The sequence below is a fragment of the Shewanella sp. Shew256 genome, assembly GCF_002196695.1.
Taxonomy (GTDB): Bacteria; Pseudomonadota; Gammaproteobacteria; order Enterobacterales; family Shewanellaceae; genus Shewanella; species Shewanella mangrovisoli.
Genome location: NZ_NAJR01000012.1, coordinates 113,460 through 139,037 on the forward strand (window position 1 = coordinate 113,460; position 25,578 = coordinate 139,037).

Annotated in this window: 21 protein-coding genes and 4 tRNA genes; 15 read left to right on the forward strand and 10 right to left on the reverse strand. The window is 49.5% G+C overall.

Annotation, left to right across the window (positions count from 1 at the left end):
• Nucleotides 1-51 precede the first annotated feature (51 nt).
• Nucleotides 52-924 (reverse strand): HTH-type transcriptional activator IlvY, encoded by an 873-nt coding sequence (gene ilvY / locus B5P39_RS18765; protein ID WP_088212613.1) that lies wholly within the window; start codon nucleotides 922-924, stop codon nucleotides 52-54.
• Between the two features lie 196 nt (nucleotides 925-1,120).
• Between ilvY and ilvC the strand changes: the two genes are divergently transcribed.
• The 9 genes from ilvC to B5P39_RS18815 all read left to right on the forward strand — a co-directional run bounded on the left by ilvC (nucleotide 1,121) and on the right by B5P39_RS18815 (nucleotide 11,568).
• Complete coding sequence (gene ilvC / locus B5P39_RS18770) at nucleotides 1,121-2,599, forward strand: ketol-acid reductoisomerase (RefSeq protein ID WP_088212614.1); 1,479 nt, start codon at nucleotides 1,121-1,123, stop codon at nucleotides 2,597-2,599.
• Nucleotides 2,600-3,188: 589 nt separating this feature from the next.
• On the forward strand, nucleotides 3,189-4,862 hold the full coding sequence (gene ilvG / locus B5P39_RS18780; RefSeq protein ID WP_176400007.1) for an acetolactate synthase 2 catalytic subunit: 1,674 nt from the start codon (nucleotides 3,189-3,191) through the stop codon (nucleotides 4,860-4,862).
• A complete protein-coding gene (gene ilvM, locus B5P39_RS18785) occupies nucleotides 4,859-5,119 on the forward strand; it encodes an acetolactate synthase 2 small subunit (RefSeq protein WP_011621169.1) in 261 nt (86 codons plus the stop codon). The genes ilvG and ilvM overlap by 4 nt, the downstream gene beginning before the upstream one ends.
• Before the next feature lie 80 nt (nucleotides 5,120-5,199).
• Entirely contained in the window at nucleotides 5,200-7,059 is a 1,860-nt protein-coding gene (ilvD, locus tag B5P39_RS18790) for a dihydroxy-acid dehydratase (protein ID WP_088212616.1), read from the forward strand.
• A 1-nt stretch (nucleotide 7,060) separates the two neighbouring features.
• A complete protein-coding gene (ilvA, locus tag B5P39_RS18795) occupies nucleotides 7,061-8,719 on the forward strand; it encodes a threonine ammonia-lyase, biosynthetic (protein ID WP_088212617.1) in 1,659 nt (552 codons plus the stop codon).
• Nucleotides 8,720-8,853: 134 nt separating this feature from the next.
• Nucleotides 8,854-9,987 (forward strand): pyridoxal-phosphate-dependent aminotransferase family protein, encoded by a 1,134-nt coding sequence (locus B5P39_RS18800; RefSeq protein WP_088212618.1) that lies wholly within the window; start codon nucleotides 8,854-8,856, stop codon nucleotides 9,985-9,987.
• Nucleotides 9,988-10,021: 34 nt separating this feature from the next.
• Nucleotides 10,022-10,282: a hypothetical protein gene (locus tag B5P39_RS18805; RefSeq protein WP_088212619.1), complete on the forward strand. Its 261-nt coding sequence runs from the start codon at nucleotides 10,022-10,024 to the stop codon at nucleotides 10,280-10,282.
• A gap of 251 nt (nucleotides 10,283-10,533) precedes the next feature.
• Complete coding sequence (locus B5P39_RS18810; RefSeq protein WP_011715591.1) at nucleotides 10,534-10,773, forward strand: Imm32 family immunity protein; 240 nt, start codon at nucleotides 10,534-10,536, stop codon at nucleotides 10,771-10,773.
• 267 nt (nucleotides 10,774-11,040) lie between these two features.
• Nucleotides 11,041-11,568 (forward strand): hypothetical protein, encoded by a 528-nt coding sequence (locus tag B5P39_RS18815; protein WP_088212620.1) that lies wholly within the window; start codon nucleotides 11,041-11,043, stop codon nucleotides 11,566-11,568.
• A 93-nt stretch (nucleotides 11,569-11,661) separates the two neighbouring features.
• On the opposite strand, the gene B5P39_RS18820 is transcribed toward B5P39_RS18815, so the two are convergent.
• From B5P39_RS18820 to B5P39_RS18830, 3 genes are all read right to left on the reverse strand, one after another.
• Nucleotides 11,662-12,486 (reverse strand): phosphatase PAP2 family protein, encoded by an 825-nt coding sequence (locus tag B5P39_RS18820; protein WP_176400008.1) that lies wholly within the window; start codon nucleotides 12,484-12,486, stop codon nucleotides 11,662-11,664.
• Nucleotides 12,487-12,561: 75 nt separating this feature from the next.
• Nucleotides 12,562-14,034, reverse strand: coding sequence for a cell envelope integrity protein CreD (gene creD / locus B5P39_RS18825; RefSeq protein ID WP_088212621.1), 1,473 nt, complete (start codon nucleotides 14,032-14,034; stop codon nucleotides 12,562-12,564).
• Nucleotides 14,035-14,195: 161 nt separating this feature from the next.
• Nucleotides 14,196-14,723 (reverse strand): hypothetical protein, encoded by a 528-nt coding sequence (locus tag B5P39_RS18830; RefSeq protein ID WP_088212622.1) that lies wholly within the window; start codon nucleotides 14,721-14,723, stop codon nucleotides 14,196-14,198.
• Between the two features lie 236 nt (nucleotides 14,724-14,959).
• On the opposite strand from B5P39_RS18830, the gene B5P39_RS18835 reads away from it, so the two are divergent.
• Complete coding sequence (locus B5P39_RS18835) at nucleotides 14,960-16,126, forward strand: winged helix-turn-helix domain-containing protein (protein ID WP_088212623.1); 1,167 nt, start codon at nucleotides 14,960-14,962, stop codon at nucleotides 16,124-16,126.
• Here B5P39_RS18835 and B5P39_RS18840 read toward each other — a convergent pair.
• The 3 genes from B5P39_RS18840 to ubiK all read right to left on the reverse strand — a co-directional run bounded on the left by B5P39_RS18840 (nucleotide 16,123) and on the right by ubiK (nucleotide 17,229).
• On the reverse strand, nucleotides 16,123-16,488 hold the full coding sequence (locus B5P39_RS18840; protein WP_088212624.1) for a hypothetical protein: 366 nt from the start codon (nucleotides 16,486-16,488) through the stop codon (nucleotides 16,123-16,125). The two genes, B5P39_RS18835 and B5P39_RS18840, sit on opposite strands and share 4 nt — an antisense overlap.
• A gap of 59 nt (nucleotides 16,489-16,547) precedes the next feature.
• Nucleotides 16,548-16,880: a hypothetical protein gene (locus B5P39_RS18845; protein ID WP_088212640.1), complete on the reverse strand. Its 333-nt coding sequence runs from the start codon at nucleotides 16,878-16,880 to the stop codon at nucleotides 16,548-16,550.
• A gap of 94 nt (nucleotides 16,881-16,974) precedes the next feature.
• Nucleotides 16,975-17,229: a ubiquinone biosynthesis accessory factor UbiK gene (gene ubiK, locus B5P39_RS18850; protein WP_011621181.1), complete on the reverse strand. Its 255-nt coding sequence runs from the start codon at nucleotides 17,227-17,229 to the stop codon at nucleotides 16,975-16,977.
• A gap of 215 nt (nucleotides 17,230-17,444) precedes the next feature.
• On the opposite strand from ubiK, the gene rep reads away from it, so the two are divergent.
• Entirely contained in the window at nucleotides 17,445-19,460 is a 2,016-nt protein-coding gene (rep, locus tag B5P39_RS18855) for a DNA helicase Rep (RefSeq protein ID WP_011621182.1), read from the forward strand.
• A gap of 29 nt (nucleotides 19,461-19,489) precedes the next feature.
• On the opposite strand, the gene B5P39_RS18860 is transcribed toward rep, so the two are convergent.
• Nucleotides 19,490-22,120 (reverse strand): sensor domain-containing diguanylate cyclase, encoded by a 2,631-nt coding sequence (locus tag B5P39_RS18860; RefSeq protein ID WP_088212625.1) that lies wholly within the window; start codon nucleotides 22,118-22,120, stop codon nucleotides 19,490-19,492.
• Between the two features lie 208 nt (nucleotides 22,121-22,328).
• Between B5P39_RS18860 and B5P39_RS18865 the strand changes: the two genes are divergently transcribed.
• The 4 genes from B5P39_RS18865 (at nucleotide 22,329) to B5P39_RS18880 (ending at nucleotide 22,755) form a co-directional block, all read left to right on the forward strand.
• Nucleotides 22,329-22,405 (forward strand) — tRNA-Arg (locus B5P39_RS18865).
• Nucleotides 22,406-22,457: 52 nt separating this feature from the next.
• Nucleotides 22,458-22,533, forward strand: a tRNA-His gene (locus B5P39_RS18870).
• A 15-nt stretch (nucleotides 22,534-22,548) separates the two neighbouring features.
• A tRNA-Pro gene (locus B5P39_RS18875) sits at nucleotides 22,549-22,625 on the forward strand.
• A 53-nt stretch (nucleotides 22,626-22,678) separates the two neighbouring features.
• Nucleotides 22,679-22,755: transfer RNA gene (locus tag B5P39_RS18880), tRNA-Pro, on the forward strand.
• A 183-nt stretch (nucleotides 22,756-22,938) separates the two neighbouring features.
• Here the strand turns inward: B5P39_RS18880 and B5P39_RS18885 are convergent.
• Nucleotides 22,939-24,858 carry a bifunctional diguanylate cyclase/phosphodiesterase gene (locus B5P39_RS18885; protein WP_088212626.1) on the reverse strand — a complete coding sequence of 640 codons (1,920 nt, stop codon included), beginning with the start codon at nucleotides 24,856-24,858 and terminating at the stop codon, nucleotides 22,939-22,941.
• Between the two features lie 8 nt (nucleotides 24,859-24,866).
• Nucleotides 24,867-25,574 (reverse strand): transglutaminase-like cysteine peptidase, encoded by a 708-nt coding sequence (locus B5P39_RS18890; protein WP_088212627.1) that lies wholly within the window; start codon nucleotides 25,572-25,574, stop codon nucleotides 24,867-24,869.
• Between the last annotated feature and the right edge of the window lie 4 nt (nucleotides 25,575-25,578).

The window sequence follows — 25,578 nt, forward strand, 5'->3', positions numbered from 1 at the left end:
AACATCATAAAAAACGGGACTCAGTCCCGTTTTTTATATCGCGACTAAAATTTATATCGCTTCTAAAAATGCATTCACTATCGGATCGTCCAAACGTTTGACCTTGCAGCAACAACCCAGCTCAAAGGGGGCAACACCCACGGGGGAGGCTAACAGTTGGATCCTATCCCGCACTGGGCTGTTATTAATCACCACTTCAGGGGTGATACTCACGCCACAACCGAGCGCCACCATAGACGCTATCGCTTCCTGCCCCGACACCTGCGCATAGATATTGGGGCTTATTCCCATCTGTTTAAACCAATTATCGGCGCGGCGCCGCCCCGGGCCATGGTCGGGAATGATAAAGGGCACCCGCGACCAATCGATGGGGGCTTGGCTTATCTGTTGCTGCACCGCGCAGCGCATGGTCGGCGCGATTAAGGACAAAGGCACATCGTCAATCTTGGCGAAATGCAAAGTAGCAGGGAAGGGATCCGGCAGCGCGGCAATGGCAATGTCGGCGCGATTTTGTTGCACTTCGGCCAGCGCATTGGCGGCATCCCCTGTGGTGAGGGCAATTTCAACAAAGGGGTGCTCTTGGCGAAAACGTTCCAGCAATTGCGGTAAATGGCTGTAGGCGGCGGTCACCGAGCAATAGAGATTTAAGGTGCCGCGCAGTACATCCTGCTTGAGATCGATACTGTGCCGCAGGTTGCGCCAATGGTGCAAGGTCTGCTCGGCGAACAATTTAAACTCGCGCCCAGCGTGGGTTAAGGTCACGCTGCGATTATCCCGTTCGAATAATTTTGCGTTCACTTCTTCTTCGAGCCGTTGCAAGGCGCGGCTTAAGGTCGAGGGACTGACGTGCATCTGTTCCGCCGTCTTGGCGAAGTGCAAACTGTCACATAAGTGTAGGTACAATTTGAGGGTGCGTATGTCCATAACCTCGTCCTATTGGCCGCTTATCAAGGGGGTTGTCACCGAAAATGACATTGCACAAAACGCAATGTGAGGTTTCGAATATATCATTTTAAGCAACGATAGCCATAGGTTATAGTGATTTCAATCACAACCAGTCATTAACAAAAAGTTGATATTGGTTGAGTCCCAAATTCCCGACTGAAAGGTGGTATCTCAGATGGCTAACTATTTTAACTCTCTGAATTTACGTCAACAATTAGCACAGCTTGGCCAATGTCGTTTCATGGACCGTTCTGAATTCAGCGACGGCTGCAATTACATCAAAGATTGGAATATTGTTATTTTAGGTTGTGGTGCTCAGGGTCTTAACCAAGGTCTGAACATGCGTGACTCGGGGTTGAATATTGCTTATGCCCTACGTCCAGAAGCGATTGCTCAAAAGCGTGCCTCATGGCAAAAAGCCACAGATAACGGCTTTAAAGTGGGTACTTTTGAAGAGCTGATCCCTACGGCGGATTTAGTGCTGAACTTAACGCCCGATAAGCAGCACTCCAATGTGGTTAGCGCTGTGATGCCACTGATGAAACAGGGCGCAACACTGTCTTATTCCCACGGTTTTAACATCGTTGAAGAAGGCATGCAGATCCGCTCCGATATCACAGTGGTGATGGTGGCGCCTAAGTGCCCAGGCACTGAAGTGCGTGAAGAATACAAGCGTGGTTTTGGTGTGCCGACCTTGATTGCAGTGCATCCTGAAAACGACCCTAATGGCGATGGTTTAGACATTGCGAAAGCCTATGCGAGTGCTACAGGTGGTGACCGTGCTGGCGTGTTGCAATCATCCTTTATCGCCGAAGTGAAATCGGATCTGATGGGCGAGCAAACCATTCTGTGCGGTATGTTGCAGACGGGCGCTATCTTAGGTTACGACAAAATGGTGGCCGATGGGGTTGAACCTGGCTATGCCGCTAAGTTAATCCAACAAGGTTGGGAAACCGTGACCGAGGCGCTTAAGCACGGCGGTATCACCAACATGATGGACAGACTGTCTAATCCAGCCAAGATTAAAGCATTTGAAATAGCAGAAGATTTAAAAGAAATCCTGCAACCCTTATTCGAAAAACATATGGATGACATCATCAGCGGCGAGTTCTCTCGCACTATGATGCAAGACTGGGCCAATGACGACGCTAACCTGCTGCGTTGGCGCGCCGAAACCGCCGAAACGGGCTTTGAAAATGCGCCAGTGTCGAGCGAGCATATCGACGAGCAAACCTATTTCGATAAAGGGATTTTTTTGGTTGCGATGATCAAAGCCGGTGTCGAATTAGCCTTCGATACTATGGTGTCGGCGGGTATTGTTGAAGAGTCCGCCTATTACGAATCACTGCATGAAACGCCGCTGATCGCTAACACCATCGCCCGTAAACGTCTGTACGAGATGAACGTGGTGATCTCGGATACCGCAGAATACGGTTGTTATCTGTTCAACCATGCTGCCGTGCCTATGCTGCGTGACTATGTGAATGCTATGTCGTCAGAGTATTTAGGTGCGGGTCTGAAGGACAGTTCTAACAACGTCGATAATCTGCAGTTAATCGCCATCAATGATGCGATTCGCCACACCTCAGTTGAGTATATCGGTGCGGAACTTCGTGGTTATATGACTGATATGAAAAGTATTGTTGGAGCTTAATTGATAGAGGCCGAGCCCCTAAGGATATGGGGCTCGGCGGCGCAAATTTATTCCTGCTTCGTAGGTTGTCGAGCGGGCAAAACCGACATGGGTTAGTAAGCGATCTGTTTCACTAACGCGCGTTTGTTAACGTTTCACTTTGTTGTTTTGCATTGTCTCGGCAGGGAAGCTGAATTTTTTTGACATTAGATAATTTTTTATTGTGTTTGGCTGTCGCTTTATGGTAAAGCTAATAACTCGCGGCGGGGCAAGGTTCCCAAGGCAAACATCGCTCAGGCTTAAAAGTGAGTAGCGATAAGAATTTCAGCGATACACATACAGAACACCGATTAGGAACCCATATTGATGTTTAACCAAGCTGCCAAGCTCATTCTCGTGATTATTACCGTAGTGATTATTAAATCACAGCGGGGGCGGCGCATGGCAAACTGGTAGACCTAAAAGGTTAAAAGTTTCGAAAGAACCCCCCGCTCCGAAAGGACCGGGGGGTTCTTCGTTTTCAGGCCCTAGGTTTTGGAAATGAGGTTTCGAAATAGCACAAATTACGAGTCGATTTTCGGCATTTCAGGATCAAGGTAGCGAGAGAAATATGGAACCAGGGCAGATGATTAGAGGCGCAGACGCAGTCATAAAAGTGTTGGCAGCACATGGTGTTACCACAGTATTTGGTTACCCAGGTGGTGCCATTATGCCAATCTACGATGCCCTCTATGGAAGCCCTGTCGAACATCTCTTAAGCCGCCACGAACAAGGCGCAGCCTTTACCGCCGTAGGTTACGCCAGAGCCAGTGGTAAAACCGGCGTGTGCTTTGCCACCTCTGGCCCAGGTGCGACTAACCTAATCACTTCGCTTGCCGACGCGCTTTTAGATTCTGTGCCTGTTGTCGCTATCACGGGGCAGGTCTCAACCGCAGTGATTGGCACCGATGCGTTTCAAGAAATTGATGTATTGGGCATGTCCTTAAGCTGCACTAAGCACAGCTTTATGGTGACGGATGTCAACGATCTGATCCCGACCCTGTATCAAGCCTTTGAAATCGCCGCATCGGGTCGACCCGGCCCAGTGCTGGTGGATATCCCTAAGGATATCCAAATCGCGCAACTGGAATATCGCACTCCCTTGCTGGCGGTGACCAATGAGCCACAGGCGAGCGTCTGTGAGATTGAAGCGGCCCGCGCCCTGTTAGCAGCAGCGAAGCAGCCTATGTTGTACGTGGGTGGCGGCGTGGGGATGGCGGGCGCGGTCGATCAACTGCGGGAATTTATCAAAGCCACAGGTATGCCATCGGTCGCCACGTTAAAAGGCTTAGGCAGTATTGCCCATGGCACCCCAGGTTATTTGGGCATGTTAGGTATGCATGGCGGAAAGGCGGCCAACCTAGCGGTGCAGGATTGTGATTTATTAGTGGTTGCTGGTGCACGCTTCGATGACAGGGTCACAGGACGTTTAGCGACTTTTGCCAACAAGGCTAAAGTCATCCATTTGGATATCGACGCCGCCGAGTTAGGCAAATTGCGCCAGCCCGATGTGGCCATCGCCGGTGATTTACGCCAGATTTTCCCCGCCCTTGCTATGGCGCTGAACATCACGCCTTGGCAAGCAGAGGTTGAACATCTTGCCCGTAAACATCAATGGGATTATCAACATCCCGGCAGCTTAATCTATGCCCCCGCTATGCTGCGCCGTTTAGCTAATAAACTGCCCGAAGATAGCGTAGTGTGCTGCGATGTGGGCCAGCATCAAATGTGGGTTGCTCAGCATATGTGGTTCCGCCGTCCGGAAGATCATTTATCCAGCGCAGGTCTAGGCACTATGGGCTTCGGTTTACCCGCCGCTATCGGCGCCCAAGTGGCTCGCCCCGATGCAACTGTGGTCACAGTGTCTGGCGATGGCTCTTTTATGATGAACGTGCAAGAGTTGACCACCATCAAGCGACGCAAATTACCGGTGAAGATCCTGCTGATCGACAACCAAAAACTGGGGATGGTGAAACAGTGGCAGCAGCTATTCTTTGAAGAGCGCTACAGCGAAACTGATCTGTCAGACAACCCAGATTTTGTGCAACTCGCTTCGGCCTTCGATATTCCCGGCCGCACGATTTTCTCTTCCGACGAAGTGGAAGAGGCCTTAACCGAAATGTTAGCGGCTAAGGGACCCTATTTGTTACACGTAGCAATCGACGATGCTTTTAACGTTTGGCCACTGGTGCCCCCCGGCGCATCAAACAGCGATATGATGGACGAAATGGAGAAACAAACATGATCCACTCCCTAGAATTAACGGTTCAACAACGCCCAGAAGTGATAGAACGTGTACTACGGGTGACTCGTCACCGTGGTTTTACGGTCACCCAAATGCAAATGCGGATGAACGACGATGCGAGTCTGTCGCTAGATATGGAAGTGGACAGCGAGCGCGCCATCGAGCTGCTCAGCAATCAACTGAATAAATTGATTGATGTCACTCAATGCAAGGTCTTGTTACCGCTAAACTTGCAACAACAAAAAGTACACGCATAAGCATCCAGTGACTGCGGACATTAGCACTGCAGCAAGGCCCTAAGGGCACGATTTTCGATTTGAGATAAAGGATAGAATCAATGCCAAAGTTACGTTCAGCAACCAGTACCGAAGGCCGCAATATGGCGGGTGCCCGTGCGCTATGGCGCGCCACAGGGGTGAAAGACAATGATTTTGGTAAGCCGATTATTGCGATTGCCAACTCCTTTACTCAGTTTGTTCCCGGCCATGTGCACTTAAAAGACATGGGCTCTCTGGTGGCGAGCGCCATCGAAGAGGCGGGCGGTATCGCCAAGGAATTCAACACCATCGCCGTCGATGATGGTATCGCCATGGGCCACGGTGGCATGCTCTACAGTCTGCCTTCGCGGGAGCTTATCGCCGATAGTGTCGAGTATATGGTCAATGCCCACTGCGCCGATGCGCTGGTCTGTATCTCTAACTGCGACAAGATCACCCCCGGCATGTTGATGGCGGCGCTGCGCCTCAATATTCCCGTGGTGTTTGTATCGGGCGGGCCGATGGAAGCAGGTAAAACTAAACTGTCGGACAAGCTTATTAAGCTCGATTTAGTCGATGCTATGGTGGCCGCAGCCGACTCGAGTGTAAGCGATGAGGATAGCGCTAAAATCGAACGCAGCGCTTGCCCTACATGTGGTTCCTGTTCCGGCATGTTTACCGCTAACTCGATGAACTGTTTAACCGAAGCTTTAGGTCTGTCGCTGCCGGGCAACGGCTCTATGCTCGCGACCCATAGCGACCGCCGCGAACTGTTTTTAGAAGCGGGCCGCCGTGTGATGGCGCTAACCAAACGTTACTACGAACAAGATGATGCCTCGGCATTGCCGCGCAACATTGCCAGCTTTAAAGCCTTTGAAAACGCCATGGCGCTGGATATTGCCATGGGCGGTTCGTCCAATACTGTGCTGCACTTATTGGCTGCGGCGCAGGAGGCGGACGTGGCATTCACTATGGATGATATCGACCGTATGTCGCGCCAAGTGCCGCACCTGTGTAAGGTGGCGCCGTCGACCGCTAAATACCATATGGAAGATGTGCACCGCGCTGGGGGCGTGATGGGCATCTTAGGCGAACTCGACCGCGCCGGACTGCTGCATACCGATGTGCCACACGTTGCCGCCGATGCGGGTGGCAATCTCAAGTCGGTGCTCGCCAAGTACGATGTGATGCAAACCCAAGATGACAAAGTAAAACAATTCTTTATGGCGGGGCCTGCGGGCATTCCCACCACTAAAGCCTTTAGCCAAGACTGCCGCTGGCCATCGCTGGACGATGACAGGCAAGAAGGTTGTATCCGTAGCCGCGAATTTGCCTTCAGCCAAGAGGGCGGTCTGGCCGTGTTGTCGGGCAATCTGGCGGACAATGGCTGTATCGTTAAAACTGCGGGTGTGGATGAATCGAATCTGACCTTTATCGGCAGCGCTCGGGTGTACGAAAGCCAAGACGATGCAGTCGCTGGCATCTTAGGTGGCGAAGTGGTGGCGGGTGACGTGGTGGTGATTCGTTATGAAGGGCCAAAAGGCGGCCCGGGCATGCAAGAAATGTTGTACCCCACCAGTTACTTAAAATCCCGCGGCTTAGGCAAGGCCTGCGCGTTGATCACCGACGGCCGCTTCTCTGGTGGAACCTCCGGTTTATCTATCGGCCATGTGTCGCCTGAGGCGGCGGCGGGCGGCACGATTGCCTTGATTGAAAACGGCGATCGCATCGAAATCGATATTCCCAAGCGCAGTATCAAGCTTGCGGTGAGTGATGCCGAGTTAGCGACGCGCCGTGAAACCATGCTCGCCCGTGGGCCAATGGCGTGGAAACCGCTTTCGCGTCAGCGTTATGTGTCGATGGCGCTTAAAGCCTACGCCATGCTTGCCACCAGTGCCGATAAGGGCGCGGTGCGCGATCGCAGTAAGTTGGAGGACTGATATGTTATCTCTCGCATCGTCGCAAACGGAGCAGGCTGAGGTACAGTCCTCTCAAGTTCAGTCCGATAAGGCGCAGTCGGTCACTTCTGCCTTAGAAAAGAGTCAGCTTGCGCAAAGTTACTTGCAAAAAATCCTGCTGTCGTCGGTTTATGACGTTGCGAAAGTGACGCCACTCTCCAGCCTTAATAAACTCTCGGCGCGTTTGGGTTGTCAAGTGTTTTTAAAGCGTGAGGATATGCAACCAGTGCATTCCTTTAAGCTGCGCGGCGCCTATAACCGCATCGCTCAGTTGAGCCAAGCCGAATGTCAACGTGGCGTGGTGTGCGCCTCGGCGGGCAACCATGCCCAAGGCGTGGCCATGTCGGCGGCCAGCCGTGGTGTGGATGCTGTGATTGTGATGCCCGAAACCACGCCGGATATTAAAGTCGATGCGGTGCGCCGTTTAGGCGGCAATGTAGTGTTGCACGGTCAAGCCTTTGATCAGGCCAATGGCTTTGCGATGGAGATGGCGCAGCAGGAAGGTCGGGTGTATATCGCCCCCTTCGATGACGAAGCCGTGATCGCTGGCCAAGGCACTATCGCCCAAGAAATGTTGCAACAGCAGCGCGACCTTGAAGTGGTATTTGTGCCCGTGGGCGGCGGTGGCTTAATTGCCGGGATTGCCGCCTATTACAAGGCGGTGATGCCACAGGTCAAAATCGTTGGCGTTGAGCCTGAAGATGCGGCCTGCTTAAAAGCGGCGATGGAGGCGGGCGAGCCTGTCACACTCCCGCAAGTCGGCTTGTTTGCCGATGGTGTTGCAGTTAAACGTATCGGCACTGAGCCATTCCGCTTAGCCAAGCTGTTTGTGGATGAAGTGGTGACTGTCACCTCCGACGAAATCTGCGCCGCCGTTAAAGATATTTTTGAAGATACCCGCGCCATTGCCGAACCTGCGGGTGCTTTATCCCTTGCAGGGCTTAAAAAATATGTCAGCACTAATGCTGCTGGCGAGAGTGGTAAAGGTGAGAAGGTCGCGGCGATTTTAAGTGGCGCGAATGTGAACTTCCACAGCCTGCGATATGTGTCGGAGCGTTGCGAGTTGGGTGAGCAAAAAGAAGCCGTGCTGGCGGTTAAGGTGCCCGAGCGTCCCGGCAGCTTCCTGCGTTTTTGTGAGTTGCTCGAAAAGCGGGTGATGACCGAATTTAACTATCGCTTTAGCAGTCGCGATATGGCGGTGGTGTTTGCGGGTATTCGTTTGACTAAAGGCCATGGCGAATTAGAGCAGATCATCAATACCTTAGAAGATAATGGCTTTGAGGTGCAGGACTTATCCGGTGATGAAACCGCGAAATTGCATGTGCGTTATATGGTCGGTGGTCATCCGCCAGAGCCGTTAGAGGAGCGCCTATTTAGCTTCGAGTTTCCCGAGCATCCGGGCGCGCTGCTGAAGTTTTTAACCACCCTGCAGAGCAAGTGGAATATCAGTTTATTCCATTACCGTAATCACGGCGCGGCCTTTGGGCGGGTGCTGGCGGGGTTTGAAGTCCCCGAGGGCGATGCCTTGCCGTTTCAGCAGTTTTTAACTGAGCTGGGATTTGTCTATCAAGAAGAGACGCAAAGCCCTGCTTATCAGCTGTTTTTGAATGCGGGAAAAGGAAAAAAGAATCTGCCTTTGTAATCACTTAGCTTTAGGTTACAACTTAGGCTAAAGGAGGGGCGCACAGGCGCCCCTTTTTGTGGTAGTTTGGTTTAACAAATCAAGAGTTAATGCTCTAGTAATCAGACCTCGACCCTACGCATTAAGGAGACATGATGTTACCTGCACCGCATTTTTCTGCCTTTAATCCGCCTCGCCGCATTTTGATGGGGCCAGGTCCATCGGATGTTTATCCTGAAGTATTAGCCGCGCAGGCAAGACCGACCGTTGGTCACCTAGACCCATTATTTGTTGGCATGATGGATGAGCTTAAGAGCCTGATCCAATATGCATTTCAAACCAAAAATGAAATGACGATGGCAGTGTCCGCCCCCGGCAGTGCGGGCATGGAAACCTGTTTTGTGAACCTAGTCGAACCCGGCGAAAAGGTGATTGTGTGCCGTAACGGTGTGTTCGGTGAGCGTATGCGCCAAAACGTCGAGCGCGTCGGTGCGATTGCTGTGGTTGTGGATAACGAATGGGGCACTCCAGTCGACCCTGTTGCCGTTGAGGCGGCACTTAAGGCTAACCCCGATGCTAAGTTTCTCGCTTTTGTGCATGCCGAAACCTCAACGGGCGCATTGAGCGATGCTAAAACCCTGTGCGCGCTGGCAAAACAATACGGCTGTTTATCCATTGTCGATGCGGTCACATCCCTCGGCGGCGTGGAATTAAGAGTCGATGAATGGGGAATCGATGCTATTTATTCTGGCAGTCAGAAATGTCTCTCCTGCGTGCCGGGGTTATCGCCCGTGTCTTTCTCACCTGCTGCGGTGGAAAAGCTTAAAAACCGTAAAACGCCGGTGCAGAGCTGGTTCCTCGATCAAAGTCTGGTCATGGCCTATTGGACCAGCGCGGGTGGCAAGCGCAGTTATCACCACACTGCGCCCGTTAATGCGCTTTATGCCCTGCACGAATCGCTGCGTTTATTGGCCGAAGAAGGTTTAGAAAATGCGTGGAAGCGTCATCAAGACATGCATTTAGTGCTGCGCGCTGGCCTTGAAAAACTCGGCCTGAAATTTGTGGTCGCCGAAGCTTCACGCTTGCCGCAGCTTAATGCCATTTATATCCCCGAAGGTGTTGACGATGCCGCGGTGCGCGCGCGTCTACTCAAGGATTACAACCTTGAAATCGGTGCAGGCCTTGGTGCTCTAGCGGGCAAAGCTTGGCGCATCGGTTTAATGGGCTTTGGTGCCCGTCGTGAGAATGTCGCGCTCTGTTTGCGCGCCCTAGAAGAGGTGCTGAACTAAGATGTCGGTTTCGCGTATAAGGATGTTACGCAGAGTGAGTTTGCGCTTAGTGAGTTCACGTTTATTGATTGGCGGTTTGAGTCTGATCTTAAGTGCCTGTGCCTCCAGCAATATGAGCAATACCAGTTGTGATTTTGTGCGAGGTACAGCAGGCAATCAGAGTAAACGCGAGACCAGCGGTGATGATAGCAATGCCCGGCAGATGGATGTGGGCATTGGGATTTTAACCGCTATCTTCGGCAGTATTAGCCGAGCACTTTCTTCCGATGATTCATCGGATGAGAAGTGTGTTTAATTGGCCAAGTTGTATTTACTTTGGGTGGTATTGATTAAGCACAGTCATTTCAGTGACACGCCGTGAATATGTCCCTATAGGCTCGACGGCGGCATCCATGCCGCCAACGGTCACTTCCATGACCGCGCTTAATCCAGTTAAGCCCTTGGTATATCTGATAGAGTGTTATTTACAATTAGGGCATTCCGATAATTTCGCAATGTGAGGCTCGTTAAACTAGGCGTTATCAATAACAAGGATCAAGTGCTCGCATGAAATTTTGGGGATATACACAAGAAGAACTAGCCGAAGCGGCCGAACCACAACCGAAGGCACTCATTGAAGTAACTATTTCTGCCACGCCGAGTGATCTTCGAGAAATTGCAAAGTTTCTCTCCTCAGCGGCAGACACAATTGAAGCCCAAGGAAGGGACTTTGAGCATGAGCACTTTTCAAATAATGCTACCGATGCACCACGTTTGATTGTTTTTAACCCTCTTGCATTAGAGTAAACCTCACACAATGCACTTGAAATATCGGGACCTCCGAAAGTGTTTGGATTTATCGCAAATGATGTTCTTTATACTTCCAAAATGTTTATCGATTATCGTTGCCCAGAAGGCCATGGTTAGGACCGCCGAAGATACTTACTACCTGTAACGCTTGATTGAATACTGAATAAGCTAAGCATTTGTCATTGATGACGGCTTAGTATGTTTCTATGGTTGACGAAGTTGGGTGCATGGCTTCACTCTTTTATGTCGATGTAATGCGTGTTTATGAAGAAATTATTCCTCATTTTTATCTTATCTATTCCTGCCGTGATTATTGGTGCATTTGTCTTCGAGGATATTGGCGAGCTGCTGTTAATCTCTTGGTTTTCTTTGGTGCTTGGGTTGATCGGGATTGGCGGGATATTAAGATTTAGGCAAGAGCAGCTGTTCACTTATGAGCTGGTTGAAGGGACGGTCGTTTCGCTGCACGAGATTACTCGATATAGCGACGAGCCTGAGCATTTTAGGGATCAGCAAGTGTTTATTAATCCGGTGATTGAATATTTCTGGCGAGGGCAGCGCTATACTTGTGGCGCGCTGATGAATTATAACGAGCATGCCTACAACCGCTTTGGGCCAAAAATAGGTGATAAGGTGAGCTTATCTGTGCCTATTCAACAACCAGAAGCTGCTATCGAACACAAGTTCCTCGCAAGATACAGTCATTTGATTATTGGTGTGATGGCGCTTTCAATATCTGTCGTCTTGGCTGTATTGCTGTTGACGGATGTCGTGGCATTTACGCATGGCTGAAGTGATTGGTCGCTTAGGTTCATCCTAACAAAAACGGCATCGACATAAGTTGCAGATGCCGCATGCCGCATTTAATTAGCCCTTGAGCTGGTTTTATGCTTTTGAACCGTTGGGTTGCTCTTTACTTCTTGGCCTTAACTTTTCCACTAAAAATACACTTAAGCTGCTGATGATGGCGGCGAGTACGGTGGAGAAGAGCACATCCTGCGGCCAGTGCATGCCGAGTAACATACGGCTGAGGCCCATCAATAATCCCCAAGTAAATAACGCATTGGCAAATAGCGGCAAACCCGCTAACAGCAGGTAATAGCTGGCGGTGAGCACTAAGGTGACAGCGAAAATTGTGTGACCCGAGGGGAAGGAATAGCCGATTTCATCCTCCCAATGTTGGTGAATGTTAGGCGCGAGTTTGACCTCGGGCTCCATAGTATGTAGCTCGGTTAGCGCCTCGGCGATGGCCTGTGAACGCTCAGGTTTGGCTAATTGATAAAAAGTGTGTGGGTTGAGTTGTGCTTCCTCTGGGAGCCCTTGGTCGGACAGATACACTAAGTTCGGTCTTGGCTCTTTAAAAAAGGCTTTAAGGGTATGACTGGTGCTCAGGCTGATGACTTGGCTGAGGCTAATGGCTAAAAACAGGCTAATAAACAGCGCTTTGGGCATATAGCGATAGGCGAGTGCCAGTACCACTAACACGGTAGCCACTCCATAGGGCGCCGTGCCTGTGGTGGTAAGCCAGTACAGGGCTTTAGCTAAGGGCGATTGCAGGTCGATCAGTGGAAATAATTGATTTTGCGTGAGTAACAGTAAGCTTGGAATGGTTGCCAACAGTAACCAGACAAGGGCTAAGCGACGTAGAAGATAGGCTGGATGAGTCAAAATATTCGCCTCCGAGTAAACCACATAGGCTACATGCCACATTTGGGCTTGCCAATAAAAAAATCCCGACAGCAAAAAGTGCGCTGCCGGGGGGCTTCAAGGGTGGATCGGTAGGTGCTATTGCACCGTGTTCTTCGGTTGATGGCGGGTCACGAACATCAAAATCAGTAAAACGACGAGTAACAAGCCGGTGCCCATCAGCAGGGCGTAATCTTCTAGTTGCAGTATCGAGTACAGCACCGCATACAAGCTCACCAGCATAGTGCCGACAATCGCGCCACGTTTAAGGCTGGCGGTGGCGCTGCCCACATAGGCGGAGACCGACAGTACAGGAATACAGGCGGCGATCAGATAGGCTTGCAGGAAGGCAAGGTGCTCCGAAAGTGACAGTAATAGCAGGTAGAACAGGGCCATGGCGCTGCCAACCAGCATATATTGCACTGTGCTCAGGCTGGTCTTTTGACCAAGCTCGAAGATAAATAACATGATAAAAGTCAGTACGATAAACAGCAGACCGTATTTGACTGAGCGCTCAATCTTGCCGTAATGGGTCACAGGCTCAAACAGCATGGCATTGGCAACGACTTCCGTAAGTGTCGATTGATTACTCTTAATAAACTCTTGCGGATAGTTACGGGTTAAGTGACTGATATTCCAGTTGGCAGTAAATCCATTGGCGGTGATTTCACGCTCGGCTGGGAGTAAGCCCTTAAAACTTGGGTGCGGCCAGTCGGCATGGATATTGAGCAGGGTTTGTTCGCCTAATGGCAGGGCGCTAATCGACTGTGAGCCGCGCAGCGTCATGGCAAAGTTCACGCTAAAATCACTCGCTTCGCCGACTTGGATCCCTTGGTTAAAGCCTTTCTCTAGGCCGCCAGTCGTTAAGCCTGTGCCCGACATCAGAGATCCAGAGAGTAAGACTGAATCGCCCGTAACCTCAATTTTTTCGACTTTATCAATTGCCTGATTCGATGACACCCCAAAGACTAGGCGGGCATTTTGATTATCGAAGGCGATAAGGTTAGGAATGTCGTAATGGTTTAAGCGAAATTCAGCCTGCCCCTTAAGCGCCGCGTTATACACCAGAGATTGATAAATGCCGCGGGTACGGAAATCATGTTTTAGGTCTAAATCGAGGCTGAGTTTTTTCGGCAGGATCACCAGCTCATCTTGATAGGTGCGCTTCACTTCGTGGCGAGTTTTACCGTCGTTACTGACTTCTTCCTGCATCACAAAATAACTGTAGGGGATCACCAACGCTGGGCCTGAGAGGATCTGCTGCTCGCCCCATGAGCGGCCGATTTCATCGACCACACTGTTGTAAAGCATTTCGCGATCGGATGTCATGTCCATAATGATCCCGAGCGGTAGCAAGGCCACAATCGACAGTATGCCAATGGTTAAGGCTTTTAATAGCGTGGTGTTTTTCAATGCGGCTCCCTTTGCTGTGGCAGGCTGTTCCAGTGCTGACATATCCGTTCCTTGATCACGATTGAGTTTTTTAAGGAGTGCGCGCGCCACTAAATAGATGGCGCCGCCAAATAGCGCCAAACTCAGTAACGTGAGTACCCAGAAAATAATGTTAAACATGGATTTCATTCCCTATGAAATACGCGCGAGTCGCCACGGTAGTCTGTGGGCTAACTCGATATCACGGCGGGTATTAAAACAGATTTGCCCGCAGGAGTTGCGGGCAAGTTGCTGATCAATAGTGGCAAAATTATGGCAATTGCCCAGATACGAGCTAAATCTTAGGTCTCGGCTTGGGGCTTTTTGCCAAATTTGGGGTGTTTGGCCTCGTAGTCATCTTCCTTGCGGATATGTTTGAGTAAGGTCTCAAGACATTCCTTAAAGATTTCGGTTTCATCCGAGTAGACGGCGGCATGGTGTGAAAACCATTGGTGTCTTTCACGCTCACGATTATTGGCGTCGGGCCAAATACGTAACTCATACTCATCGCCAATCACGACAATCGCAAAGTCGACGGCGCCATTGGTAAAAGTAATGCATTGGGGTAGATATACGGGCGCTTCACCTTTGAATAGCTCGTACCAAATGGCTTCGCTACGCCAAGAGACTATGGGCAAAGCTGCTTTGATGGAGCAGCCAATGGATTGATGCTGGTTAAACAGGACGGCCTGAATATCCTCCATGGCAAAGGGTTGCAAATCGCCATTCTTTGCAGCGAGTGAGTACAGCATATTCATCAAAAATGGCAGCTTAGTGCCGTTGCCAGTTTTGCGGCCGCAGAGTTTGGCTTCGCGATAATAGATATTCATTCATCAATCCTTAATGACGGGCTAACCTTGAATGAGCGCATCGTTCGTCTCAAGGTAAAGCGATAGCCCTTAGCGAGGAAATGGCTTATGTTAACTCAAGTTGCCCGTGAGCTGGCGAATTGGCGCTAAGTTTGCGAAATATCCGACAAAAGTGAGACAACTATCCCTTGGATAATAAGCCGATAAGGGCATCAATTTGAGGTTGTTATTCACTGTTATTGGCCTTTGGAGAGTGCATGTCGAGCCCTTTTTCACCCCGCGAGTGGTTACAGCTGAATATGCAGCAGCAAGGTTTGCTGCAACCTCATGCTTCGGTTAGCGAGCTGATTAGCCGCCTTGGTTATGTGCAAATCGACTCTATCAATGTGGTCGAGCGGGCACATCACCATGTGTTACACAGCCGGATGCCGCAGTATCAAACGCAGATGCTAGATACTGCGTTGGCGCAGGGGGAGATTTTTGAATATTGGTCCCATGCGGCGGCCTATTTGCCCATTGCCGATTATCGCTTTAGTTTGCAGCGTAAACAGCTGCTGCAAAATGGCGGAAAACATTGGTTCGAGCCAGACGATAAGGTGATGCAGGAAGTGCGCGCCCGCATTCGCGCCGAAGGGCCACTTAAAGCCAGTGACTTTGAGCATACCGAAGGTAAAAATGGCGCCTGGTGGGACTGGAAACCCGCCAAAAAGGCGCTAGAGCACTTATTTATGCGCGGTGAGCTAATGGTGGTGCGGCGGGAGAAATTTCAAAAATGTTATGATCTTACCGAGCGTGTGCTCCCAAGTCATATCAATACCCAAGCGCCGAGCGAGGGCGAATTTGCTCGCCATTTGATTGAACGTTATCTCGATGCCCATGCCTTTGGCTCGGCGGCGCAAATGGCGTATCTGCGCAAAGGCATAAAAGCGCACGTGTCTGAGCAATTAGCCGCTATGCAGTCCCAAGGTGAGTTGGCAAGCTTTAAGGCCGAAGGGCAATGGTATTTTTATCGTCCCGAGCTGCAAATAACCGCTGCGCTACCCAATCGAGTCTGGTTGCTCAATCCCTTCGATAATCTATTAATTCAGCGGCAACGATTAAAGCAATGGTTCGATTTTGATTATCAAATTGAAGTCTATGTGCCCGCCGAAAAACGCCAATATGGCTATTACTCCCTCGCAATTTTGTGGCGTGACCGCTTCGTTGGTCGAGTCGATGTTAAAGCCGAGCGGCAAAGCGGTTTACTGCTATTACAGCAGCTGACCTTAGAAGCTGGATTCGATGGTATGGATGATGACTTTTGTGCAGCATTTGAGGCGGCAGTCACTGAGTATGCGCGCTTTAACGGCTGTAGCCGTTGGAAACTGGTGAAGGCTAACCATAAGGCATTTAAACAAAAATACGCACGGCAGCAGAAGATTTAATCTGGATCTTTACCGTTATCTGTGTGCTTGTCTTTAGTTGGTACATCCATCCAGCGAAAGCACAGGTACAGCAGTGCTAAAAAGAGCAGTGGCAGGCTGGCATAGCCTAAGGATAATGAACTGTTCTCCCCGCGCGCGAGCCAATAGCAGGGAATGTACACTAAGGGATAAGCTAGGGTTCCCCACAGAAAACTCTTATTCATCAGTCGGTAAAACCAGTGCACTTTAATCGTGGTGCGGCTGGCAAGCCCCATCAGGCTTGCGAGGACCACAAAGGGATAACTGAGCAGTGGCAGGCCGCCAAGGAGTAACAATCCCCAAAGCAGATAGTCCTGATAGAAAGTGGTGCTTGCGGTATCCATTGTCTTCTTCCCTGACGATTCTAACTCGAGCGCTTAAGTCTTGGCGCCCACAACTATTCTCACTCGGTAAGCCCTTGCTGCATCTTAAGCCAAAAGCCTTGTTGGCAGAGATTACTAAAGGACTTTTGCTGCGGCGAAATCTCGATATCGGCCGTCACGACGCGATAGCTTAGCCAATAATCTGCACAAACCATGTCTGACTCATCAGCCTGTGTATCTTGCTCGCTTAACAGGCTGACCACAACCCCGTTGTCAAAGTGATACAAGGTCAAAGATTCGCAAATCTCCGCATTATCGTCCCGATAACTGTGCTGCTCTTGGGTGTGGCTCACCACTGAAATCGGGCTAGGATAACCTTGAATGGCGAGAATATAGCTGGCGAGTTGTTGCATCATTTCCCTAAGTGACTCAATGCTTGAAGTGTTAAAAACAAAAAAGCACAGCTGCGCTATCGCTAACTGTGCTCTTTCAAACATGCATTATAAGTTAGTCCGCGGCGTTAAGCTTTTTCTCAAGCTCGTTCACTTGTGCCTGCAGGGCTTCTAACTTCTCGCGGGTTTTTAGTAAAACATGCTGCTGTACTTCAAATTCTTCACGGGAAACCAGATCTAACTTGAGCAATTGATTTTGCAGCACTTGCTTGCTGCGCTCTTCAAATTCACCGGCAAATTGCTTAAGACCGCTGGGCAAACTGTCGCTCAGTTGCTTCGCCATTTCTTCGATTTTCTTTGGATTGATCATAATCTTGTCCGCCTCTTTGCTGAATGGATGAATTGTAACTCAGTACGTTAGCTTTCAAAAGTAAAGCCGCGGATTGGGTTGCGCTCATCTCCACGATTGCGCGCTTTGTCACGGCGGTGTAATAACGATTGCAAGGGGATTTGTTGGCCTTAAAACCTTAGCTTCTGCTATGATCCCATCCCCCTTCTGAAGACTTGTTTGGATATTGCGCGAAGATGAAACTCAATCCTGCCCAAAATGATGCTGTTCATTATGTTTCGGGTCCCTGCTTAGTGTTAGCGGGCGCGGGCAGTGGCAAAACACGCGTAATTATCAACAAGATTGCCTACCTAGTGCAAAAGTGTGGCTACAATGCGCGCAATATCGCGGCGGTGACTTTTACCAACAAAGCGGCGCGCGAGATGAAGGAGCGGGTCGCACAGTCCATGGGGCGCAAAGAGGCTAGAGGTTTGTGGATTTCGACCTTCCACACACTGGGGCTTGAGATTGTAAAACGTGAGCATAAAGTGCTGGGATTAAAGCCAGGTTTCTCGTTATTCGATGATCAAGACACGCTCGCGCTCCTTAAAGAGCTGACTCAAAAAGAATTACAGGAAGATAAAGACTTACTCAAAGCCCTTGCGGGAGCTATTTCCAACTGGAAGGGTGGGCTGATCATTCCCGACCAGGCACGCAAGCTGGCAAAGGATGAACAGCAGCAGTTGTTTGCCATGTTGTATCAGCGTTATGCCCAGCATATGAAAGCCTACAACGCCTTAGATTTCGATGACTTAATTCTGCTACCGACCCTATTGCTAAGGCATCACGAGGAAGTGCGAACGCGCTGGCAAACCAAGATCCAATACCTGCTGGTGGACGAATATCAGGATACCAACACTTCCCAGTATGAAATGGTTAAGTTACTGGTGGGCGAGCGCGCACGTTTTACCGTGGTGGGGGACGACGACCAGTCTATCTATTCATGGCGCGGGGCTAAGCCGCAGAACTTAGTGCTGTTGGGCAAAGATTTTCCAAAGCTTAAGCTGATTAAACTCGAGCAGAATTATCGTTCAAGCCAACGTATTTTGCGGGCGGCTAACATCCTTATCGCCAACAATCCCCATGTGTATGATAAGTCGTTATTTAGCGAGCTGGCTTATGGTGAGCCGATGCGGGTGCTGTTTGCCGCCAATGAGGAGCAAGAAGCCGAGCGTGTTGTTGCTGAAATCATTCGCCACAAGTTTGTTGGCCGTACCCAATTTGGTGACTACGCGATTCTGTACCGGGGCAATCACCAGTCTCGCCTGCTCGAACGGGCACTGATGACTAACCGTATCCCCTACAAGCTAAGTGGTGGCACCTCGTTTTTTGCCCGTGCCGAGATTAAAGACATCATGGGCTACCTCAAATTGGTGGTAAATCCCGACGATGATAACGCCTTTTTGCGGGTGGTGAACTTGCCTAAGCGCGGCATAGGTCCGTCAACCTTAGAGCGTTTGGGCAACTTCTCAAACGAGAAACATATCTCCATGTTTGAGGCGATTTTTGACCCTGAGCTGAATCATCATTTACCGCCTAATGCAATGTCGGCCTTGTATCAATTTGGCCGTTTTATTGTCGATACCGGGGAGCACGCAGAGCGAGGCGAGCCCGTAGAGGCGGTAAAACAATTGATCCGTAAGATTAATTACGAAGACTATTTATACGAGACCAGTACCAGCGCCAAGGCCGCCGAGATGCGGATGAAAAACATCTCCGAGTTGTATCGCTGGGTGACAGAAATGCTCTCGGGGGATGAGTTAGAAGAACCTATGACCTTACCTGAGGTAGTTAACCGCCTGACGCTTAGGGACATGATGGAGCGTAACAGCGAGGATGAAGGCGGCGATCAGGTGCAGCTCATGACGTTGCATGCCTCTAAAGGACTGGAATTCCCCTTCGTGTTTATGGTGGGGGTTGAGGAGCGCATTCTGCCGCATCAAACCAGCATAGATGAAGATAACGTCGACGAGGAACGTCGTCTGGCGTATGTGGGGATTACGCGCGCGCAACGCGAGCTATGGTTTACCCTCTGCCGTGAGCGTCGCCAGTTTGGTGAAACCATGCGCTGCGAGCCGAGTCGTTTCCTGCATGAGTTACCGCAGGATGACCTTATTTGGGAAAACCGTAAACCGCAGCAAACCGAGCAGGAGCGTATGCAGACCGGGCGCAGCCATATCTCGAATTTAAGGGATATGTTTAAAAAGCAGTAATCACAGGATTTATCATGTGATCACTGCATTCAGGCACAGACCTGTTGTGTGGTGTCTGCCAATAAAAAAGGGTGAGCTAAGGCACCGCCTTGGCCGTAGCGGTAACCTAAGGCCTGGAATATCTTAATCTGCTCTGCGGATTGCAGCCCATCGACAAAGGTTTGTAAGTCTAAGGTCGAGGCAGCTTTCTGGTAGGCTGACATCAGCTTAATATGCTGTTCATCCGGCAGTTGCTTGATGATGTTCCCATCGAGCTTTAAGCCCTTGATGGGTAAGAATAACAAACTATTTAATGAGCTGTGGCCACTGCCGTAGTGGCTGATACCCAAGTTCACGTCCAGCTTTTTCAACAACTCAAAGCCATTAATGTGATTCTCTGTTTCCAGCACTAACGCCTTTTCATTAAAAAACAGCCATAGCTGCGGCAGCGCAAGTTTAGTCTGTTTTAGGGCGTTTTTAAGGCCGCGTAGTACGTGCTTATGCTTTAGATGTTGGCTCGACAGCATAAGGTGTAATTCGACTTTATCCCCTTGGCTGGCCAGCAGTTGATGATAACTCTTATCCAGCAAGCTAATCGTATACTTATCCAGTTCGACCATAAGGTTAGCTTGCTCGGCTAACTGGCTGAGGATCTCCTGTGGAATGGTACCCCACTGTGGATGTTCCCAGGTTAAACGGCATTCTAAAGCTTGGGTTTGCTGTGTCTGTAAATCGACAACAGGTAAGAATTGAAGCTGTAACTCACCGATTTGCAGCGCCTGTTTAAAGTCATTCTCGAAGGCAATATCCTGCATCTTTTGCTGAGAGGCGCTATCGTCGAAAATCACATAGCAGCCTTTGCCATTCGCCTTGGCTTGGTACATGGCGGTGTCGGCATTGCGCAGCATAGACTCGCTAGTATCCAGCTTGTTGCCGCTGATGGTGATGCCGATACTCGCGCCTGAGTGGAATTCCACTGCGCCTAATTTATAAGAGAGTGAGATTTTTTGAATCACCCGCTCGGCCACATCGCGGGCATCGTTAATACCATTAATGCTATCGAGCAGAATAACAAACTCATCGCCACCGAGTCTGGCTAAGGTATCGTTACTGCGAATACAGGCGCGTAGGCGGGTGGCGGTTTCAATTAAGAATCTATCCCCCTCTAAATGCCCCATAGTGTCGTTAATCTGCTTGAAGCGGTCGAGGTCGATAAACAGCAGGGCAAACTGCTCTAGGCTATGGCGACGCACGTGTTTAATGGCTTGGTTGAGGCGTTCCATAAACATGGCGCGATTTGGCAGCCCTGTGAGTGCATCGTGCTTAGCATCATGGACGAGCTTGGCCTCCATATTGCGACGTTGGCGGATTTCTTTTTCAAGATCCTTATTCAACTCGGCAAGAGCCGTGGTGCGGGCCGCCACTTTTTCTTCTAATTCTTCATAGCTACGGCGTAATGATTCCGCGACGAGTTTTTTCTCGATGGCAGCACCAATATGCTGAGACACAAACGTCAGCAACTCCAAATCTTTCGTTTGGTAGTTTTGGGTCATGCTAAAGCTGTAAATGGTCAAGGCGCCACGCACTTCGTCATGAATAAACAATGGAATACCTATCCATTGATGCATTGTTTGAGTGTGGTTCAGCGTTGGTGCCTTTGCGTAGAGTTCACCTGATTGGATCAACTCATTGATATCATTTTGATCGAGCAAGAGTGGGCGCTTGTGTTTCAGCACATACTCGGTCAACCCATCCTGCAAGGGCCTAGAGCCTGGATGTTGGTTGCCTAATTGCGACACGTAAAACGGGAAGGTTAGGTGAGTACCTTCTTCATCTAAAAGTGCGATATAACAGTTATTGGCAGGGATCAGATGGCGAATAACATTATGCAGCTGGGAATAGAAGTCTGGGTTGTCAGAACCTGAACTTGCCAGCTCTGCGATCTCAAATAATGATTTTTGCAGCCGCTCGGCTCTGCGGCGCTCATACACTTCTTGCTTGAGTTTATCGTAGGCTTGGCTGAGTTCCTTAGTGCGTTGCTGAATGGCTTGTTCTAGTTGTTCTTGATGTTTAAGCCTTTCCATTACGCCGGCAATGTGGTGGCAAATAAAGGTCATTAATTCGACCTCGATATCGCCGTAACTCACATTGGTATCATAGGTTTGCACTACGAGTACCGCGGTCACTATGCCTTCATGTTTTATGGGGACGCCTAACCATAGGTGACATGGTGAGCCGAGATTGACTATCTCGCCCGCTTGAACCAGTTCGTCAACTTCAGCCTCATCGCACAATACGGTTTCGCCAGTGCGAAAGACATAGCCGGTTAAGCCCTGCTGTAGCAGTGTGGAAAGTGATTGCTCGGGATAGAGTTGGGCGGGGTGGGCGTCTTTTTCATCTGCGAAGAAGGGAACCGAAATGTCTCCGCTATTCACATCTAGAGTGGCAATAAAAAAATTATCGGCAGAGATCAGTTGCTTTAGGTGATGATGCACACCTAGATAGAATTCTTCGAGGGAAGGAACCTGAGTCGCAATATGGGATAATTCGAGTAACGCATTTTGAACGACTTCGGCACGCTTATACTTATGCGCCAAATATTTGAGGCGATTCAGTCTCTTTTTTAAGCGTTCAACCTCATGAGCTCGAGGCGGGGTAGTTCCATCTTCATCCCTAAACATGATACTCACTAATCAGTTCTGCGTTAATTGTTTACCAAACGTTATAATTAACACGAAATACCGTAACATCCAAGCCATATTTGCGCTGTCATTCCGCTGAAAAAGCATGCGAATGTATCAAAACTTGAGCAGTCAGTAAAAAAAGTGCAAAACAGCTATAGACTCAAGGGCTATTTGTCCATACTATATGCGGCGCTAACCAAGGCGAGCGCCCATAGCTCAGCTGGATAGAGCGCACCCCTCCGGAGGGTGAGGCCGAAGGTTCGAATCCTTTTGGGCGCACCATCTCTCCGAATGAGTTGTGAGCTTGAGGTTAGCAGTAAAGTGAAAGTCAGTGGTGATTGTAGCTCAGTTGGTAGAGTCCCGGATTGTGATTCCGGTTGTCGTGGGTTCGAGCCCCATCAGTCACCCCATTTCATTTAACATCTCGGTGATTAGCGCAGTCCGGTAGCGCATCTGGTTTGGGACCAGAGGGTCAGAGGTTCGAATCCTCTATCACCGACCACATTCTTCGCATGACTAGCGCGCTTGAGTTTTCAAGCAAATAGTTGACAGTTACGGTGATTAGCGCAGTCCGGTAGCGCATCTGGTTTGGGACCAGAGGGTCAGAGGTTCGAATCCTCTATCACCGACCAATTACATTGAAGCCTCAGCATTCTTCGGAATCACTGGGGCTTTTTTGTATCTGTCTCTTAAACGTCTTTATTCGTGCCTTGTTGTTTCGTCGTGATTGCGCAATGAGGTGCTGCGATACTTTATTCACTCACCCCTCAAATAATTAAGGCTCCCTAAGGAGCCTTAATGTAACGAGATCCGACTTAGTCAATATTCTCTGGTGGGGCGATAAAGCCTTGATAGGCATCAGTTTTAAGCTCGTTAAAGCGCTCTAGCTGTGCTTTCTCTTGGATACCTGTCACTATCACCTGAATATCTAATCCCTTAGCGACATTGATAATAGCGCGGCAGAGCTCGCTATTATGTGAGGCTTCGTCGTAGTAGGAGAAGGATTGGTCGAGCTTAACGTAACTTGGTCTTAGCTCTTGAAGGTACGACATTGAGCCAAATTGACGGCCAAAGTGGTCGATACCAAACTTAGCACCATTATCACGAATAATATTGCATAACAGCACACAGGATTCTAAATCGCTGTAGACGCCGGCTTCGGGGATTTCAAAGCAGATGCGTTCAACCTGTGGCGTACTGCGCAGGAAGTGATTGAGCCAGTCGTGGAACTGGGTATCACTAATACTCTGATGCGTCAGGTTGATTGCCAGCGGCTCATAGTTACGCTCAAGTAGTTTTTGCTCATACACAGTCTCAATCAGGCACTTATCGAGTAGAGAGCCGAGTGAGAGCAGTTCGATATAGGGCATAAACTGGCCTGCATGGGCCACCTTATCGCCAAGCTCGAGTTGGCAATAGAGTTCTCGCTGGGCGATACCATCGCCATTACAAAATTGAATCGGCTGCCAGCGGAATTTAAATTTCTTATTGCTGATAGCATGGCTTAAGTTGTCGCGCCATTGCTCACGCGTGAACAACTGCTGCTCTGTGGTTTCGAACCAATGGAAGGATTTATGTTCCTTCAGGGCTTTTTGCAGCGCGTTATCCGCCTGCGCCAGAATATCTGACACCTTCATCTGACCGATGCGTTCAGCAACACCGATGGCAAAATTCTCATTTGGCTTACAGCCCGCTTTAGAGATTTCTTGGTTGATGGTGCGGATCAGGGTTTGCAGGTACTTACTGATTTGATCGTGCTCGACATCGGTAACGAGGAACGCAAATTCAAACGCAGCAATACGCGCAATAACCGATGGGGTGATTTCATTTAACTGTTGAACCAGTTTTTCGGCTAATAGGCGAATGGTTTCATCGCGAACCTGATAGCCATATTTACTGTGAACTTCTTCGAGCCAGTCGAGTTTAGCTAAGAATAGGGCGCCGCTACTCGGCTCGCTCAACCAACCATTGAGGCGACTGACCACGTATTGGCGATTAGGTAACCCTGAGGCTGGGTCGGTGAGGTTCTTTTTGCGTAAAGAGCCGACTTCTTCATCGAGTGATTGGAAGAGTTGTTTAAGCTGGGCCGACATGCTGTTGAATGCGGTAACCAAGTCTTTGAGTTCTGTGGTCTTAGGTAATGGCATGTCGGGGCCAAACTGTCGTGCTGCGATCTTTTTGGCATGATCAGATAAGGCATGCAGCGGTTTTAAAATCCAAGTTAAACCTAATCTTGCGGTGAAAATAGCGACTAAAAAGAGGAGTGAGAAGGCGATAATGGTATTAGACATAATTCGCCATAGCTCATGGTAACCAAAGCCAGGATGAGCGGTGATTTCTAGTTGAGCGAGTTGTAACCATCCAGAAGTGATAGTGCTTTCTTTTTTGATGGTCTTAAATAGCTTTAAATTGATGAACCACTGAGGAACGTCTTCAATTTTGAGTGGATTGTTCCATTCTTGCTGTTTGCCATCAACCATCCAGGTCAGCTTAATGTTCTTGTAATAGCCGCCCTCAAAAATCACATTAACTAAGGTTTCGGCTGCGGCGGTATCGCCAGCTTGCAGTGCAGGAGTAAGCATGAGCCCAAGCGAGGTACTGGTATTGTTTAGATCCGATTCCATTTGCTTGGTCAAAAAGCTTTGTGTCTCAGTAAATTGCACATAGCCAAGGCTTGCAACAACCAGCAAGAACAGGCTAAAAAGCAGCGAATATATCTGTCTAAACAGTGTCATCTTTGGTGCTACTCCAGTTTTAATTTGGGCTGCCTGAGTCGGTCAACCCCTAACCTATGGTTAAGGTCATTCCATTTTTCGAGTCGTGTCGACGAGCCTGCTAAAACGCCTCGTCCCTGTTCTTTATTCAGCCATAACTGTTTACCGTTGAAGCTGTAAACAGGAACGAGATCTCTACGCTGGGTGGCAGGTTTAATGACATGGTCGAGGTTATCGAGAACTAAAGGGACAGACGAAGGGGTGTCATAGTAAGCCAACACCATATGATACTGATTCACGCTAGTGGCTTTAACCATAGTGATCCGCATCTTATCTTCGGGCACGCCTAATTGGAGTAGTGTGAAATATTTGGCAATGGAAAAGTCTTCACAGTCGCCACCATTCACGCCAATAAACTCCATCGGAGTGGCCCAATAGTTTGATTCTCCCCATAATTTTATGTCATCGACGAAACGGAATAAGTTAAAGAAGTTGTTCACTTTCAATAGTTTTTCTTTTTCATCGAGTGTGCTGGCCTCTGCCACCACTTTAAACCAAGCTCTTGCACGCATACCCGCGCGCTCACCATAACGCTTCTCCAGCGTTGAGGTAATCTTGGCTTCATCTAGCTTTTGGGTCGGACTGGCATACAAACAGCCGACCGCTAGCGCAGACGCGATTAGGCTTAAGCGACAGGCCCGCAAAAACGAATTTTTATCTCCCAGCCTGCCGTTCATAGCC